The organism is Lelliottia sp. 489 (assembly GCF_050435885.1).
GTDB lineage: Bacteria > Pseudomonadota > Gammaproteobacteria > Enterobacterales > Enterobacteriaceae > Enterobacter > Enterobacter nimipressuralis.
This window is the reverse complement of record NZ_JBNDLC010000002.1, coordinates 416,542-432,690: the sequence shown is the minus strand read 5'-3', so window position 1 is coordinate 432,690 and position 16,149 is coordinate 416,542. Positions and strand designations below refer to the sequence as shown.

Here is a 16,149-nt window from a genome sequence, read left to right as displayed (position 1 = left end):
CGTCGACCTCTGTAAGGTCACAGATAAGAGGGCTGTTATAGCATAACCGTAAGACGGGATCATCTTGCATTGTGTGCTGATTCCGGTCTGAATTATGGGTATTATACAGACTTTATTATCCACACACGTCTACACGGAATCTTCGATGTTAAAAATCTTTAATACTCTGACGCGCCAAAAAGAGGAATTTAAACCTATCCATGCCGGGGAAGTCGGCATGTACGTGTGTGGTATCACTGTTTACGATCTCTGTCATATCGGTCATGGGCGTACTTTTGTCTCGTTCGACGTGGTCTCTCGCTACCTGCGTTTCCTGGGCTATACGCTCAAGTATGTGCGTAACATCACCGACATTGATGACAAAATCATTAAACGCGCTAATGAAAACGGTGAGAGTTTTGTTGCGCTGGTGGACCGCATGATCGCCGAGATGCACAAAGATTTTGATGCACTCAATATTCTGCGTCCGGACAGCGAGCCGCGTGCCACGCACCACATTCATGAAATTATCGATATCACTGAAAAGCTGATCGCCCGTGGTCACGCCTATGTTGCCGACAACGGCGATGTGATGTTCTCGGTGCCGACCGATCCGAACTACGGCCAGCTCTCTCGCCAGGATCTGGACCAGCTGCAGGCCGGTGCGCGCGTTGACGTCGTTGACGTGAAGCGCAACCCGATGGACTTCGTACTCTGGAAAATGTCCAAAGCCGGTGAACCAAGCTGGCCATCCCCGTGGGGCGAAGGGCGTCCGGGCTGGCACATTGAGTGCTCGGCGATGAACTGCAAGCAGCTCGGCAAGCATTTTGATATTCACGGCGGCGGGTCGGATCTGATGTTCCCGCACCATGAAAATGAAATCGCTCAGTCCACCTGTGCTCACGGCGGCGAGTACGTGAACTACTGGATGCACTCCGGCATGGTGATGGTCGATCGCGAAAAGATGTCCAAATCACTGGGCAACTTCTTTACCGTGCGCGACGTGCTGAAATATTACGACGCGGAAACCGTTCGCTACTTCCTGATGTCCGGCCACTACCGCAGCCAGCTGAACTACAGCGAAGAGAACCTGAAACAGGCGCGTTCTGCGCTGGAGCGTCTGTACACTGCGCTGCGCGGCACCGACAAATCTGTCGCACCGGCAGGGGGCGATGCGTTCGAAGCACGCTTTATCGAGGTGATGAACGACGATTTCAACACCCCGGAAGCCTACTCGGTGCTGTTTGATATGGCGCGTGAAGTGAACCGCCTGAAAACAGAAGATATGGCTGCCGCGAACGCGCTGGCCGCTCATCTGCGTAAACTCTCTGCGGTGCTCGGCCTGCTGGAGCAAGAGCCGGAAGTGTTCCTGCAAAGCAGCGCGCAGGCGGACGATGGCGAAGTGGCGGAAATTGAGGCGTTGATCAAAGCGCGTCTGGAAGCGCGTCAGGCGAAAGACTGGGCGGCGGCGGATGCGGCGCGTAATCGCCTGACCGAAATGGGGATCATCCTGGAAGATGGCCCGCAGGGCACCACCTGGCGTCGTAAGTAGGTCACTGTTACCCGGTCAATGCCGTAAAACAGCCAATAAAGCGCCCGACATGTTCGGGCGTTTTGCTATTTCTAGGCCGACTCCCGCGCGATCAGCTGCCCGGAAAGGGTGATCCGCTGCGTTTGCAGATCCGGCTCTTTCAGCTTGCGAATCATTAAACCGGCCGCCTGACGGCCCGTCTCTTCACTCGCCGACGACACATAGGTGAAGGACGGCGAGGTCAGATTCACATGCAGCATATCTTCAAACCCGACCAGCGCGACCTGCTGCGTCAGAAACACATCTTTCCCGACGGTACGCCCGACCTGATGAATCCCGGAAATCGAACCGATCATCGCATCCGGCGAATGGCAGAGCAGGGCGGTGATGGTGTTGTTTTTTTCCAGCAGCTGACGGGTGATAAACCCCGCCGCCTGGGTATCGTCGCTACAGACCGGGGCGGATTCTTCGCGGTTCACCAGGCCGTATTGCGTCATCGCGCTGCGAAAACCGAGCAGGCGCTGCTCGCGGATCAGACAGCCTTCCCGCCCGCCGATATAGGCGATATTACGATGCCCGCGCTCAATCAGATAACGGGTGGCGAGATTCGCCGCCTGGCGATTATCGCGCATCACCAGATTGCAGGTTTCATTCAGCAAGGACTGGGAGACCACGACCAGCGGTAACGGGCATTCGCGGATTTGCGCCGGAAGCGTGGAGGTTCGCGTATCGGACGCCAGATAGATCACCCCGGCGACGCCCTGCTGTTTAAACGAAAGCAGGCAGCGCTCAAGATGTTCGTGATCGTTAAGCGGCTGCCCGAGGAAAACCATATAGCCTTGCTTTTCCAGCTCCTGCACGATGCTCGCCATCACTTTGATGGAGAAACTGTCGCTGAAATCACGCAGGATCAGGCCGATAAGATTGGAGGTGTTGGCGCGAAGATTGGCGGCAGCGACGTTATGAATGTAGCCAAGCGTATTGATGGCAGCGTGGACTTTCTCAATCGTTGCCTCTGAGATTTTCCCTTTCTGACGTAACACCAGCGAGACGGTGGACACCGATACGCCTGCGTGTTTTGCGACATCAATAATGCTGACTTTCTTCAAACTCGCTCCCTGAAATTTCTCGATTATCAGCCAGATAAGACACGCCTCCCAGAGTACAGGAGACGTGCCGGTCCGGCATCTTATTATTTACCGATCATGGTGGACATGGTCTGGGCGATAAACTGTGCTCTGGCACCGAAAATCACCTGAATTCCGTTATCGCCGACGAAGACGACGCCGCGCGCACCCAGACCGTTCAGCCCGTCTTTATCCACTTCATCACTCTTCGCCACTTCCAGACGCAGACGAGTGATACAGGAGCCGACGGAGTCGATGTTTTTCGCGCCACCCAGCAGGCCGATGATTTCGGTCGCGATTTCGGTGTCGGTTTTATCATCCGTGGTGGCGGTCACTTCCGTGCGGCCCGGCGTTTTGACGTCGAAACGGCGGATGACGAAGCGGAAGGTGAAGTAGTAGATCAGCGCCATCGGAATACCGATGATCACCGCGTTGAGGAAGTTAGTCTGATAGCCGTTGAACGACGGCAGGATACCAAACGAAATGTAGTCAATCAGGCCCGCAGAGAAGGATTTGGCGATGTGAGCGTGCAGAAGGTACATCGTCATGTAGGCCAGACCCGCCATAATAGCGTTAAAGACGTACAGGATTGGGGCCACGAAGATAAAGGTGAATTCCACCGGCTCGGTGATGCCCGTCAGGAAGCAGGTCAGCGCCGCCGAGAACAGAATACCGAAGGCGATTTTTTTATTCTTGGTGTGCGCTTCGTGATACATCGCCAGACAGGCCGCTGGCAGCGCGAACAACATCAGCGGGAACTCGCCCTGCATGAATTTACCGGCGTTCTGGTAGGTGTCGCTGCTAAAGGATTTGGTCCCTTCTTCCAGCATTTTGAACCAGATTGTCTGATCGCCGTGGATCACCTGGCCCGCCTGGGTAGTGTAATCGCCAAACGAGTACCAGAACGACGGATACCAGATGTGATGCAGGCCGAGCGGGATTAACGCACGTTCAACCAGACCAAAGATAAAGGTCGAGGCCGCCTGATTATCGCCGTTCACAATCACCGACAGGGCATCGATCCCCGCCTGAATGTGCTGCCAGACATACGGCAGCAGCAAACCGAGAACGAATGACAGAAACGCAGTGGCGATGGCGACAAAACGTTTGCCGGAGAAGAAGCCGAGGAATTCCGGCAGCTGCATGGTGTGGAAGCGGTTATAGCACCAGGCCGCAAGAATACCGCAGATAAGCCCGCCGAAAACGCCCATTTGCAGTGTCGGAATGCCCACCACCATGGCGTATTTCCCGCCCTGGGAGGCCATTTCCGGTGTAATGCTCAGAACGGTGCCGATGGTGATGTTAGTGACAAACACCGATACCGCCGCCGACAGGGCTGCGATCCCGGATTCAGACGCCAGGCCGACGGCAGAACCAATGGCGAACAGCATCGGCAGATTATCAAAAATGACCCCACCGGCGTTCATCATCAGCGGCATGTGGAATTTATCGCCGAAGGCTAACAGCAGGCCCGCAGCAGGAAGCAGTGAAATTGGCAGCATCAACGCGCGACCAATCATCGATAACTTAGACAACGATTTAACAAACCCTGATATCAGACTCATGCTGATTTCCCCCGAGAAGCGCTTTGAGAGGCGCTGTTATTGTAAGTAGAACGTTTTAGTAGAACGTTCTACTTATCGTGAGAGAAGCCTGAAATTCGTGCAACTTAATTTTCACATTTCAACAAACGAAATAGTGATTCTTTGAAGTTGATCGAGAATTAACCGTTATGGTTGAGGGGAGATCAGGGGGCTGAGAGGGGGAAAATACCGGGCGGCGGAAATGCCTTACCCGGTCTACAAACACCAATCACGCGTCATTGGCCCGACATGCGAAGCGCCGCCGGGCCTTGAGCGACTCAGGCGGTAATGGTGATGCTCTGGTTTTCGAAGGTGACCGTCTGCCCTGCGACAATTTTGCAGCGCTTGCGGGTTTCAATCACGCCATCGACTTTAACCAGGCCGTCGGCGATGAAAATCTTCGCCTGTGCGCCGCTTTCGCTCCAGCCTTCCAGCTTCAGCAGATCGCACAGTTCAACGTGCGGGTGTTTACCTAATGAAAATGTTGCCATCTTACGCTTCCTCTGCGTCGTGATACTCAACGCATGCTTGCAATGTATTCTGAATCAGGGTTGCTACGGTCATTGGACCCACGCCACCCGGTACCGGTGTGATGTAAGACGCGCGCGCGGCGGCGTCTTCAAATACCACGTCACCCACCACTTTGCCGTTTTCCAGACGGTTAATACCCACGTCCACTACGATGGCGCCTTCTTTGATCCACTCGCCCGGAATAAAGCCCGGCTTACCGACCGCCACGATCAGCAGGTCGGCATTCTCGACGTGCTGACGCAGGTTTTTGGTAAAGCGGTGCGTCACGGTGGTGGTGCAACCGGCCAGCAGCAGCTCCATGCTCATCGGGCGGCCAACGATGTTGGATGCGCCAATCACCACGGCGTTCAGACCGTAGGTGTCGATGTTGTAGCGCTCCAGCAGCGTCACAATACCGCGCGGCGTACACGGACGCAGACGCGGTGCGCGCTGACACAGACGTCCGACGTTATACGGATGGAAACCGTCCACGTCTTTATCCGGTGCGATACGCTCCAGCACCTTCACGTTGTCGATGCCTGCAGGCAGCGGCAACTGCACCAGAATACCGTCGATCGCGTCGTCGGCATTCAGGGTGTCAATCAGCTCAAGCAGTTCTGCTTCGCTGGTAGTTTCAGGCAGATCGTAGGAACGGGAGACGAAGCCCACCTCTTCACATGCTTTACGTTTACTGCCGACATAAATTTGCGATGCCGGGTTGCTGCCAACCAGCACAACGGCTAACCCTGGAGCGCGTTTTCCGGCCGCTGTACGCGCCTTCACTTTTTCCGCGACCTCAGAGCGCACCTGCTGCGCAATCGTTTTACCGTCAATAATCTTTGCTGCCATCAGAGAGAGGATTCCGTCTGTAACGTTTGAAAGGGGGATTGCCTATATTTTGTCAGAAGCGAGGCCCGCTGTCAGTCACCCATTGAGAGATTTCCACAATCAGGCCCTAAACCCTGCTCATTGAATGGTCTTTTCCTAAGGGAAATTAGGATGTAGCCTGGAATTATCGCAGTGTTTTGACCTGTTTTAATATTTGTCCGTGGGCTACTTTGTTGCTTCCAAAATAAACTTTCAATTACGCAATTGAATGTGTTTTTTATTCCCGAATTAACCCGGGAAGGGCTTTTTACATTCCAAAGGAACAGATATGAAACTTAGCAATATTGCTTCTTCCGTCATTGCTTCGCTGGTATTGGTTGCGGGTGCAGCTCATGCAGCAGATCCCGTTTCCGTCAATGGCGGTACCGTTCACTTTAAAGGTGAATTAGTTAATGCGGCATGCGCAGTAAATACTGAATCTGCGGATCAGATCGTGACTCTGGGTCAATATCGTACCGCTAAATTCACGAAAGTGGGCGATACCACTTCTAATATTCCGTTCAACATTGAACTGAATGATTGCGATCCAGAAGTGGCTGCCACCGCTGCTGTTGCCTTCACCGGCCAGATTGATGCGACCGATAAAACCCTGCTGGCTGTAACCGCAGGCGATAACGACAACACGGCTAAAGGTGTTGGTATCGAGATCCTGGATAGCGCGTCCAGCACCCTGACACCAGACGGTGCAACCTTCTCCGCAGCGAAAACGCTGATCGCAGGGACCAACACCCTGAACTTCACCGCACGCTACAAATCGACTGCGGCAACCACTGAGCCTGGTCAGGCGAACGCGGACGCCACTTTCGTCTTGAAATACGAATAATCGGCTTTTCAGGGAAGACCGGGCCTCAGGGAAGAGGCCAGTTTGATCCACATCGAGGGCTAAGGATGACCAGAATTGGGCTTCTATTTCTGCTGACGATTACTGCCGTACAGCCTGTGATGGCGCACCGCGTGGTGGTGGATGGCGGACGGGTACATCTCAAAGGTGAGCTGGTCAACGGCGGTTGCGCCGTGGCGCCCGAGAGTCAAAGCCTGCGCGTGGAGATGGGGCAGTATCGCACCAACGCCTTTCACGGTGTGGGCAGTTTTTCGACGGTGGATGTGCCTTTTACCCTGCGTCTGGTGGATTGCAGTGTGGATGTTTCCCGCACGGTCGGGATGATGTTTCAGGGCATTACGCCCGCTGAAGATCCGCAGGTTTTTCTGGCAACATCCCGTCCCGGCAACAGCCGCGTCAGTAGCGGGATTGGGCTGGCACTTTTTGATTCGCAGAAGCGACAGATTATTCCCAACGCCACCGCCAATAATATGCTGCCGATCGACACGCCCGAGCTGAACTTTCATTTCAGTGCGCGCTATCGGGCTATTTCAGAACACCTTGTGCCGGGCAATATTCAGTCGGATGTCTGGTTTACGTTGATTTATCCATAACGTCGTACACGCCTGCGAACTTAATAGTAAAGGTATTGTTGTGATGAACTCCCTAATAAAACCAGGACTGATCTTTTCGCTTATTTTGATGATGATTTCTCTGCCCGTTCAGGCATCCGGTGGGATTGCTCTGGGGGCGACGCGCGTGATTTATCCGGCCGACGCGAAACAGACATCGCTCGCGATCACGAACAGCAATAAACAAGAGCGCTATTTAATTAACGCGTGGATTGAAAACGATCGCGGGCAGAAAGAAAAAACCTTCGCGGTCACGCCGCCGCTGTTTGTCAGCGAACCCGACAGCGAGAACACGCTGCGCATTATCTATGCGGGGCCGCCGCTGCCAACGGACCGCGAATCCCTGTTTTACATGAACGTGAAGGCCATTCCTTCGGTGAACAAAGCCAACCTGGAAGGAAAAAACGTTCTGCAGCTGGCGATTCTGTCGCGTATCAAACTGTTTGTGCGACCAAAAAATCTGGCGATGCAGCCGGAAGAGGCGCTTTCACAGCTGCGCTTTGAACGCGCGGGCAACCACCTGAAAGTCAGCAATGCTTCACCCTATTACGTCACGCTGGTGAACCTGCAACTGGGCGGGAAGAAGCTGGAAAATATCATGATTGCGCCGAAGAATTCAGCCCAGCAGGCGCTACCTGACGGGGCCAGCGGCACGCTCTCCTGGCAGAGCGTGAATGATTACGGCGCGATTACTCCCGCGCGTCGCGTCAGTCTTTGAGCAGAGTCACAGTGATGAATCCTTCACGATGGCGTTACCGCCCGTGTGTGCTGGCCATAATGGCGGTGCTCTGCCCGGGGATAGCCTGGTCTGAGAACTATTTTAACCCCGCGTTTTTGTCTGATGACACGGCGGGCGTGGCGGATCTGTCGCGCTTTGAGCAGGGGCATCAGCAGGCGCCTGGCACCTATCGCGTGGATATCTGGCGTAACGATGAATTTATCGGTACCCAGGATGTCCGCTTTGAGGCCGGGGATGAAAATACACCTCCGGTCGCGGGCGGGCTGTCGCCGTGCATCACGCGCGCGATGCTGGACCGCTTTGGCGTCAACATTACTGCCTTCCCTGAACTGCTTAACGTGACCGGCGAAACCTGCGTTCCGCTGGCGACGGCGATCCCCGGCTCGGAGATTGGCTTCAATTTTGCCTCGCTGCGCCTGAACGTCAGCCTGCCGCAGGTGGCAATGCAGAACAGCGCGCGCGGCTATATTCCGCCGGATCAGTGGGACGAAGGCATACCGGCGCTGCTACTGAACTACAGCTTCAGCGGCAACAAAGGCAATGACGCCGACAACAGCTACTACCTGAATCTGCAAAGCGGGCTGAACTATGGCCCGTGGCGGCTGCGTAACAACGGGGCGTGGCGCTATACCGAGAGCAACGGGGAAAGCCATCGCGAGTGGCAGAACATCAGCACATCCGCCCAGCGGACAATCATTCCCCTGAAAAGCGAGCTAGTGGCCGGGGACAGCAACACCGGGAATGACGTGTTCGACAGTCTCGGTTTCCGCGGGCTGCGCATGTACTCCTCTGACAGCATGTACCCGGACAGCATGCAGGGCTACGCGCCGACCGTGCGCGGGATTGCCCGCACCCCGGCGAAAGTGGTGATCCGCCAGAACGGGTATGTCATCTATCAGAGCTACGTTCAGGCAGGGGCATTTGCCATCAGCGATCTGAACCCGACGTCGTCGAGCGGCGACCTTGAGGTCACGGTTGAAGAGAAAGACGGCAACCCGCAGCGCTATACGGTGCCGTACTCCACGGTGCCGCTCTTACAGCGTGAAGGCCGCATGAAATACGATCTGGTGGCGGGGGATTACCGCAGCGGAAACGACGATCAGGACACGCCGTTCTTCACCCAGGGCACGCTGATTGCGGGCCTGAGCAACGGTTACACCCTGTATGGCGGCACCCAGCTCGCCTCGCGCTACAGCGCCATCGCGCTTGGTGCGGGGAAAAACTTCGGCGACTGGGGGGCGATTTCACTCGATGTCACCCAGGCGCGCAGCCAGCTGGCTGACGACAGTCGTCACGAAGGGCAATCTTTACGCTTCCTGTACGCCAAATCCCTGAACGGATTCGGGACTAACTTCCAGCTGCTTGGCTATCGCTATTCCACCAAAGGGTTCTACACCCTGGATGACGTGGCGTGGAAAGCCATGGAAGGTTACCAGTACAGCGACAGCAAGGACGAGAATGGCGTGTCGGATGTGGTGAGTTATCACAATCTGACGTGGAACAAAAAAGGGCGCTTCCAGGTGAACATCTCTCAGTCGCTGGGGGATTACGGGTCGCTCTATGTGTCGGGCAGCGAGCAAACCTACTGGGGAACCAGCGATTCCAGCGTCTGGTATCAGCTGGGTTATGCCGGTGGCTGGCGGGGCGTGAGCTATTCCGTCTCCTGGTCGTGGAATCAGGCGGTGGGTATTGATGGCACAGACAAGCTGGCCTCGTTCAACGTGTCTGTTCCGTTCAGCCTGTTTACCCGCCACGGTTATCGCCGTGACAGCGCCTTCGATCGCGCCTACGCCACGGCCTCTGCCAGCCGCAACAGCAGCGGAGATACCACCTGGCAGACCGGCGTCAGCGGCACCTTGCTGGAAGATCGAAACCTGAACTACAGCGTGAGTCAGGGACACACCAGCACCAACGGTGCAAGCGGCAGCGCCAGCGCAAACTGGCAGGCCACCTACGGCACTTTCGGGGCCGGATACAACTATTCCCGCGACCAGCACGATCTGAACTGGCAAATGTCAGGCGGCGTTGTAGGCCATGCGGACGGTGTGACCTTCAGCCAGCCGCTGGGGGATACCAACGTGCTAATCAAAGCACCGGGCGCGTCCGGGGTGAATGTCGAAAACCAGACCGGTGTGAAAACCGACTGGCGGGGTTACGCCGTGATGCCTTACGCCACGGTCTATCGCTACAACCGCGTGGCGCTGGATACCAATACCATGAACAACAGTACCGATATCGAAAACAACGTCAGCAGCGTGGTGCCGACCAACGGTGCGCTAGTGCGTGCCAGCTTTGATACGCGCATTGGCGTTCGTGCGCTGCTGACCGTCATGCGCGGCAATCAGCCGGTGCCTTTCGGTGCCGTAGTGCGCGAAACCGGAAGCGGCGTCACCAGCATGGTGGGCGATGACGGGCAAATTTACCTCAGCGGGCTGCCGCTTAAAGGCGAGCTGCTGGTTCAGTGGGGCAACGGCGCCAGCGCCCAGTGCCACGCGCCGTACGTCCTGCCTGAAAAGAGCCTGCAACAGGCAATCACGATGAAGGAGATTCGCTGTGATTAAGAGTCGATACCTGATGGCCGCGCTGCTGGTAATGCTTCCTGTCACGCAGGCGCTGGCCACGGTCTGTGCTAACGAAAACGGTGTGCCGACGGATATCTATTACGATCTGACGGATAAGTTTAATAGTTCCAATAACCAGATTGGGCAGATTGTCACGCTTGCGGAGAAATCCCAGTGGGTGGGGGTCAACGCGGTCTGCCCGAAAGGGACATCGGGCAACACCACCAAGCGCAGCTACGTGACTGATTTCCCAATCACCAGCACCATCGATGGCTACAAATATCTGAAGCTGAATGAGTATCTGGATGGCGCGATGAAGATCACCGACAGCTACTCTGGCGTGTTTTACCCGCCGCAGAATTTTATTCAGATGGGGAGCCACCCGAACGTCTCTAAAAATAAACCTTTCGGGGTGAAAGACTCGAATCTGGTGTTTCGCCTGAAGGTGACGCGGCGGTTTATCAATATGGTGGAGATCCCGCGTCAGACGATGTTCCGGGTCTATGTTACGACCACCTCATCGGACCCGCTGACGACCCCGGTGTACACCATCAGCTACAGTGGAACCATTCAGGTGCCGCAAAGCTGTGCGATTAACGCCGGGAAGGTGGTGGAATTCGATTTTGGTGATATTGGCGCCTCGCTGTTTAGCCAGGCCGGGGCGGGAAATCGCCCGCAGAACGTCTCGCCTAAAACCCAGACCATCGCCATAAAATGCACTAACGTGGAGGCCAACGCCTACCTGACTATGCGAGTGGAAACGGAAAAAGTGTCCGGAAATGCGCTGGTTTCTGATAATCCTGATCTCGGTTTTATCGTCGCCAGCACGAACAATACGCCCCTGACGCCCAACAATCTTGCCAGCAAGATCCCGTTCCGCCTGGATGACAACGCTTCGGCAGTGATTGGGATCACCGCCTGGCCGGTGAGCGTCACCGGGAATAAACCGAGCGAAGGGCGCTTCACCTCACGCGGCTATCTTCGCGTGGATTACGATTAAGGAGAGGGCGATGCGCATAGGGATTTTAGTTGCCGCTGTAGCCGTAGCCTTTATGCCTGTGAAAGGCGTGCTGGCGGCAAGCCCACTGGGCGAAATCAATATCGAACTGTACGGCAATATTATCGATTTTACCTGTGTGGCTGAGGGGAGCGACAGCGACAAATCGGTGACGCTGGGCACCTGGCCGACCAAACAGCTCAGCACCACGGGCAGCAGAACCCAGGCGATGCCGTTTACGCTGAAGCTGACCGGCTGCCCACCGGGTGCGGCGTCGATTACCTTTTCAGGAAAGACAGATCCGCAGGACCCAGAACTGCTGGCCTTAAACGATGCCAGCCAGGCGACGAATGTGGCGGTAGAGATACGCGATCGGGATAAAACGCGTCTGCCATTACAGCAGGCGAGCCAGGATGTGGTGGTTGATGAGCAGGGAAATGCAGTTTTGAATTTTTATGCGAATTATATCGCTACGGCAAATAATCCCCAGCCGGGGCGCGCAGATGCCGATGCGACCTTTATGATTAATTATAATTAAGCCTAAACACCCTCCCTGAAACTCACTGGAGTCTCAGGGAGGACTTTCAGATTAAAGCAGCTCGTGCGCTTTGGCATAATCAATCAGCTCTACAATAGTCTGCACACCTAATTTCGAGTAGATGTTGGACTTATGCGCACTAATTGTTTTGTTGCTAAGTAATAATTGCTGCGCGATTTCCTTGTTAGATAATCCATTGGCCAGATAACGCAAAACAGTCACCTCGCGGTTTGATAACGGCATGTCATTTATTGCTCCCCGGTGTGAGCCTTGATGATTTATAAAGCTCAGGGTCTCATAGGGAAAGAACGAATATCCAGAGAGCAACATTTCCACGGCGTTATAGATATCATTCAGATCTTTTCTTTTGCTCACAAATCCATTTGCACCTGCTCGCATGGCGCGGCCAGCGTAAAACGATTCTGATTTGGAAGACAAAAACAGAATTTTTATGTTGTCATCTAAGTTCTTGATTCTTTTTAGCAATGAAAACCCATCTGTGCCAGGTAATTCGATGTCGAGGATCACCAGATCGATAGGGTGATTGCGAATGTAGTCGAGTGCTTCATGGCTGTCTCCTGACTTGAGTTTAATCTCAATGCTTTTGTTTTTCTGGAGCAGGACTTCAATTGACATTCTGACGATAGGGTGCTCGTCAATAATGATGACGGATGCCGGTTTCATTTTTTATGCCTCAGGTTGTGAAAGCGCAATTGCAATCTGTGCAAAAGTGCCTGGTAAGCCGGAAGGATAATTCTGCAGATCCTTATACGGGGGTAATTCCCTGGAAAAAGCGTAAGCATCCTTGTTTGCATTCTGAAAAAAATGGCAGTAGCGCGTTGGCTTATTAATATTTTGGAAAGAGTAAAGGTATTTCTTATTCTCCTTTGGAACATGCTTATTATACCGTGTAAGTTTTCTCCGAAAACCCTGTAAATTATTCAGGGTGGGTTTATTAATATGATCTTCTGGAGACGGAAAGTGATTATTTTAAATTTGGGCTAAATCACCAGACATTCCTCTTAATGTGGATTATCCTATTTATGTAATTGCAAAAAATAATAGAATCCCCTCAATGTTAATTTAATGTTGCCATTTCACCCACGGTAAGCGGAATCTTCTGCGCCATCATGGCGGAAGATTTATTGCCGCTTTCCGCGCGTCACCTTCATTTGAAAGTGCTGTTCACCTTTCAGCAAAAAAAGCCGTCGGTTGCAGAAGGATCTGCTGCCAGCAAGGGATGGCGTTTTTAGCGACTCATTGAATACTCACGTTTTTACATCGTTATCATCTTTTTAACGGATGAAATTAAAACTTAACTTCTGGATGAAAATGCTGTTTTTTGATCGCTACGCAGAGATTAACATCACGAGAAATCCTGGATTAGGAATAGTTGTAATCTTTGCATAAATGTTAATTTAAAACATAATTTTAATATGGCGCGTAAGTAATTTCTTAAAGGTCTTTAGGAATTAAGGGGTTATTCAGCAGAGGAGACAGAAAGGCGGTGCAGCAGATGCAGTAATTCCTGACGATGGTTTAACCCTAATTTACTGAGAATTCGTCCCAGACGATAAACCACGCGGCTGTAAGGGCGCTGGCGAAAAAGCGCAATATTTCTTAGTGATTCCCCCTGTGTCAGATATTGCAGGACAAACCACTCTTCTCTGGAAAAGTAGATGTGGCGATTATTCGCGGGAGGGAGGGCGGTCGCTAACGCATGTTGCAGCGCCTGAGCCGGGAGCTGGCGCTCAAGCACATCAAAGGGACCGCTGGTTTTGCAAAACAGCCGGGCATCATAGTCATCAGCGCGTATCAGCAGGCTCACGGCAGTGTAGGGGGGATACAGAATGGCGCGTCGGAGCGTGGTGAGCATCTCCATCAGCGGCATCGTGCGGCTCTCCATATCGACAACCAGTCTGGCCGAGGGCCAGTTTTCCAGTGCGCTGAAAGCCGATTCGAGCGTGTCATATCCACAGCAGTGTTTCAGGGGGGATGGGCCGTGCTGAATTCCTGCATGCAGGAAACGATCGTGGGTCACGAGAACGATAAAGGGGGCGTCGGGTCTGCGTGTCTGGTTGATGGATTGACTCAAATAAACAAGACGATCAAAAAAAGGGGCGCTGGAACGCGAATGTGAAAAACCCAGCGAATCGCTTCCTTTACGACGACGCCGATAGCGGCGTACGGTCATGCGCATAGATTCTCTCTCAGGCTAATGTCCTTTTTTCTTCAGACCAGCCTACAGACGGCCAGTAATATCCCTGACCGAATCCCGCTCCTGCCTGCAGCGCGTACTCCCGATCCCTGTTTGACTCAATACCTTCAATCAGCACATTGCTGGCGACCTGTGCGCAGAGATTTACCAGCTGGGCTAGCGCAGGCGAGCCTTTTTTTCGCCAGAACGCCATCTTATCGATCTTGACGCCACATAACGGTAAACGACAGCCTAAAAAAGGACGAACAGAAGCCGTGTTTACGTCATCAAGCCAGAGATGGCATCCGCGTTCGACGAGCATCCACCAGTGGCGGGTTACGCATTCACGCATGGGAGCCGGAAGTCTGAAGAGTGCGCTGGGTTCGACAATTTCAATATTCTGGCCGGCGTTAAGCAGCGGCAGGATTCGGGCGAAGGATTCTGGGTCACTCAATACGGTTATCGGCAGGTTGATAAAAAGGTTTTTAGCGTAAAGTGTGTTTTTTAACATGGCGAGCTGCAGTTCAAGCAGCCTAAGCGACTGTTTCACCGATTGTTGCTGAAAAAACGCTTCACTTTGCTCAGGGGAGGCGAGAAGGCTAAGCACTTCGCGCCCGACCACTCGCGAAGAGGAGAGGGCCACGATGGGCTCCAGCTTGATGCCGATAATCTCTGGCGAGACGCTACGCAGTGGGGGGAGATCGCATTCTGGCAAGCCGGAATGGTTAAGCGGGAATGGGGAGGTCACTACACTGTCCTGTTATCTTCCGGCTCCTCGGCGCCGGGATACCGGAGGCTAGTGTGAGAGCGATGGTCGGCAGAAAATACCAGGCGTTACTTAAACGGCGTTAAGCCTTTTCGTAGAGTCATCAAGTGGCAGAAAAATGAGAGGAATGTCGAAAAAACAGACGTATTGACGAGGGATAAACAGAGGGATGGTGAGAAGGCAGGCGATTGCGCTAAAAGGCATTGACTCACTAGCCATTGACCGTATAATTCCAGGCGTTTCACACCGCAAGTGCACGCTTCTCCGTGCGCCCTTAGCTCAGTTGGATAGAGCAACGGCCTTCTAAGCCGTAGGTCGTAGGTTCGAATCCTACAGGGCGTACCATTAAGTCGCTGCTACTCATTCCATCACCACGTTAAGCAACTCCTCCACTGGTAGCGGTCGGCAAAAATAAAACCCCTGTAAGAAGTCGATCTGTTTAGCACGCAGATAGTTCGCCTGTACCTGTGTTTCCACCCCTTCGGCAATAATCTTCAGATGCATGTTTTTGGCCAGCGCAATCATGCTGTCCACGAGCCGTGTATCGGCACTAACGCCAATCTGGCTGATAAACATTTTATCGATCTTGATGAATTCCGGATTCAGGGCAGAAATATAGGACAGGTTCGAATAGCCGGTGCCAAAGTCATCCAGCGCGACAGAGATGTTGGCGCGCCGCAGGGCAGCAAACCAGTTGCTCAACTGCGGGGTGAAATGCAGCGGGTGTCTCTCGGTGATTTCCATCACCACCTGACTCTGATTCGCGACGCATTTCTTTAACAGCTCGCAGGTGTCGATCTCGAAATTCGGATCGAGACAATTTTGCGCGCTGATATTAATGCAAATATAAGTTCCCACCGGGAAGTGCTGAATCGGGTGTTCGAGATCGGCAATCACCTGCTGGATAAGCAGATGGGTCAGCGAAATAATCAGACCGTGTTGTTCTGCCAGCGGGATAAATACGTCGGGTGAAACATCGCCATAGGTGGGGTGCCGCCAGCGGGCGAGGACTTCGATGCCCGCGATTTTCCCGGTCTGTGCGTTGATAAACGGCTGATAAACAGGGGTGATTTGCTTTTGCGCGATGGCCGTTTTCAGGGTTTTCAACCCAGGCTGGGCGGGGATCGTTTTAAAGCGTGACAGACCGCGGATCAACGATGATCCCAGCCCGTTGAGGAACGTAGGATCTTTTTTAAGGGTGTTTTCCATAGGTCACTTTTATCGCGTTTTCGTCAGGCAAACCGGGAAGGTTTACCTGACGAGAAGGGGGGAATCACTGGC

At 53.6% G+C, this 16,149-nt stretch carries 15 protein-coding genes and 1 tRNA gene; 8 read left to right on the top strand and 8 right to left on the bottom strand.

What is annotated here, in order from left to right; translation table 11 throughout:
- The first annotated feature begins 145 nt into the window (after positions 1-145).
- Positions 146-1,531 (top strand): cysteine--tRNA ligase, encoded by a 1,386-nt coding sequence (cysS, locus tag ABIE11_RS10060; protein ID WP_102104252.1) that lies wholly within the window; start codon positions 146-148, stop codon positions 1,529-1,531.
- Between the two features lie 71 nt (positions 1,532-1,602).
- On the opposite strand, the gene malI is transcribed toward cysS, so the two are convergent.
- From malI to folD, 4 genes are all read right to left on the bottom strand, one after another.
- Complete coding sequence (gene malI, locus ABIE11_RS10055) at positions 1,603-2,619, bottom strand: Mal regulon transcriptional regulator MalI (RefSeq protein ID WP_102104251.1); 1,017 nt, start codon at positions 2,617-2,619, stop codon at positions 1,603-1,605.
- A gap of 83 nt (positions 2,620-2,702) precedes the next feature.
- The gene (locus ABIE11_RS10050; protein ID WP_100777337.1) at positions 2,703-4,202 is read right to left on the bottom strand and encodes a PTS transporter subunit EIIC; all 1,500 of its coding nucleotides are present in this window, start codon (positions 4,200-4,202) and stop codon (positions 2,703-2,705) included.
- A 296-nt stretch (positions 4,203-4,498) separates the two neighbouring features.
- Positions 4,499-4,711 carry a ribosome-associated protein YbcJ gene (ybcJ, locus tag ABIE11_RS10045; protein WP_194512806.1) on the bottom strand — a complete coding sequence of 71 codons (213 nt, stop codon included), beginning with the start codon at positions 4,709-4,711 and terminating at the stop codon, positions 4,499-4,501.
- Between the two features lies 1 nt (position 4,712).
- Positions 4,713-5,579 carry a bifunctional methylenetetrahydrofolate dehydrogenase/methenyltetrahydrofolate cyclohydrolase FolD gene (gene folD, locus ABIE11_RS10040; protein WP_102104250.1) on the bottom strand — a complete coding sequence of 289 codons (867 nt, stop codon included), beginning with the start codon at positions 5,577-5,579 and terminating at the stop codon, positions 4,713-4,715.
- 307 nt (positions 5,580-5,886) lie between these two features.
- Between folD and fimA the strand changes: the two genes are divergently transcribed.
- The 6 genes from fimA to sfmF all read left to right on the top strand — a co-directional run bounded on the left by fimA (position 5,887) and on the right by sfmF (position 11,905).
- Positions 5,887-6,441, top strand: a complete 555-nt coding sequence (gene fimA, locus ABIE11_RS10035) for a type 1 fimbrial major subunit FimA (protein ID WP_100777334.1) — start codon at positions 5,887-5,889, stop codon at positions 6,439-6,441.
- 65 nt (positions 6,442-6,506) lie between these two features.
- Positions 6,507-7,052, top strand: coding sequence for a type 1 fimbrial protein subunit FimI (gene fimI, locus ABIE11_RS10030; protein WP_102104249.1), 546 nt, complete (start codon positions 6,507-6,509; stop codon positions 7,050-7,052).
- A gap of 43 nt (positions 7,053-7,095) precedes the next feature.
- The gene (fimC, locus tag ABIE11_RS10025; RefSeq protein WP_100777332.1) at positions 7,096-7,788 is read left to right on the top strand and encodes a type 1 fimbria chaperone FimC; all 693 of its coding nucleotides are present in this window, start codon (positions 7,096-7,098) and stop codon (positions 7,786-7,788) included.
- A 14-nt stretch (positions 7,789-7,802) separates the two neighbouring features.
- A complete protein-coding gene (locus ABIE11_RS10020; protein ID WP_102104248.1) occupies positions 7,803-10,370 on the top strand; it encodes a fimbrial biogenesis usher protein in 2,568 nt (855 codons plus the stop codon).
- Between the two features lie 13 nt (positions 10,371-10,383).
- Positions 10,384-11,370, top strand: a complete 987-nt coding sequence (fimH, locus tag ABIE11_RS10015; RefSeq protein ID WP_429184515.1) for a type 1 fimbria D-mannose specific adhesin FimH — start codon at positions 10,384-10,386, stop codon at positions 11,368-11,370.
- Between the two features lie 52 nt (positions 11,371-11,422).
- Positions 11,423-11,905 carry a fimbria assembly protein gene (sfmF, locus tag ABIE11_RS10010; RefSeq protein ID WP_233446111.1) on the top strand — a complete coding sequence of 161 codons (483 nt, stop codon included), beginning with the start codon at positions 11,423-11,425 and terminating at the stop codon, positions 11,903-11,905.
- Between the two features lie 51 nt (positions 11,906-11,956).
- Here the strand turns inward: sfmF and fimZ are convergent, their stop codons facing one another.
- From fimZ to ABIE11_RS09995, 3 genes are all read right to left on the bottom strand, one after another.
- Positions 11,957-12,589 (bottom strand): fimbria biosynthesis transcriptional regulator FimZ, encoded by a 633-nt coding sequence (fimZ, locus tag ABIE11_RS10005; protein WP_100777328.1) that lies wholly within the window; start codon positions 12,587-12,589, stop codon positions 11,957-11,959.
- Positions 12,590-13,385: 796 nt separating this feature from the next.
- A complete protein-coding gene (locus ABIE11_RS10000; RefSeq protein ID WP_409255491.1) occupies positions 13,386-14,105 on the bottom strand; it encodes a helix-turn-helix transcriptional regulator in 720 nt (239 codons plus the stop codon).
- 10 nt (positions 14,106-14,115) lie between these two features.
- On the bottom strand, positions 14,116-14,850 hold the full coding sequence (locus tag ABIE11_RS09995; protein ID WP_429184425.1) for an EAL domain-containing protein: 735 nt from the start codon (positions 14,848-14,850) through the stop codon (positions 14,116-14,118).
- Between the two features lie 286 nt (positions 14,851-15,136).
- Here ABIE11_RS09995 and ABIE11_RS09990 point away from each other — a divergent pair.
- Positions 15,137-15,213 (top strand) — tRNA-Arg (locus ABIE11_RS09990).
- A gap of 15 nt (positions 15,214-15,228) precedes the next feature.
- Here the strand turns inward: ABIE11_RS09990 and ABIE11_RS09985 are convergent.
- On the bottom strand, positions 15,229-16,077 hold the full coding sequence (locus ABIE11_RS09985) for an EAL domain-containing protein (protein WP_429184424.1): 849 nt from the start codon (positions 16,075-16,077) through the stop codon (positions 15,229-15,231).
- Positions 16,078-16,149: the final 72 nt, after the last annotated feature.

What these genes read in the sequence shown, in the direction of transcription:
- ABIE11_RS10020 (WP_102104248.1), top strand. Translation starts at nt 7,803, where the DNA reads ATGAATCCTTCACGATGGCGTTACCGCCCGTGTGTGCTGGCCATAATG.
- fimZ (WP_100777328.1), bottom strand. Translation starts at nt 12,589, where the DNA reads ATGAAACCGGCATCCGTCATCATTATTGACGAGCACCCTATCGTCAGA.
- fimC (WP_100777332.1), top strand. Translation starts at nt 7,096, where the DNA reads ATGAACTCCCTAATAAAACCAGGACTGATCTTTTCGCTTATTTTGATG.
- fimI (WP_102104249.1), top strand. Translation starts at nt 6,507, where the DNA reads ATGACCAGAATTGGGCTTCTATTTCTGCTGACGATTACTGCCGTACAG.
- ybcJ (WP_194512806.1), bottom strand. Translation starts at nt 4,711, where the DNA reads ATGGCAACATTTTCATTAGGTAAACACCCGCACGTTGAACTGTGCGAT.
- cysS (WP_102104252.1), top strand. Translation starts at nt 146, where the DNA reads ATGTTAAAAATCTTTAATACTCTGACGCGCCAAAAAGAGGAATTTAAA.
- fimA (WP_100777334.1), top strand. Translation starts at nt 5,887, where the DNA reads ATGAAACTTAGCAATATTGCTTCTTCCGTCATTGCTTCGCTGGTATTG.
- folD (WP_102104250.1), bottom strand. Translation starts at nt 5,579, where the DNA reads ATGGCAGCAAAGATTATTGACGGTAAAACGATTGCGCAGCAGGTGCGC.
- sfmF (WP_233446111.1), top strand. Translation starts at nt 11,423, where the DNA reads ATGCCTGTGAAAGGCGTGCTGGCGGCAAGCCCACTGGGCGAAATCAAT.
- ABIE11_RS10000 (WP_409255491.1), bottom strand. Translation starts at nt 14,105, where the DNA reads ATGCGCATGACCGTACGCCGCTATCGGCGTCGTCGTAAAGGAAGCGAT.
- ABIE11_RS09985 (WP_429184424.1), bottom strand. Translation starts at nt 16,077, where the DNA reads ATGGAAAACACCCTTAAAAAAGATCCTACGTTCCTCAACGGGCTGGGA.
- ABIE11_RS10050 (WP_100777337.1), bottom strand. Translation starts at nt 4,202, where the DNA reads ATGAGTCTGATATCAGGGTTTGTTAAATCGTTGTCTAAGTTATCGATG.
- fimH (WP_429184515.1), top strand. Translation starts at nt 10,384, where the DNA reads ATGGCCGCGCTGCTGGTAATGCTTCCTGTCACGCAGGCGCTGGCCACG.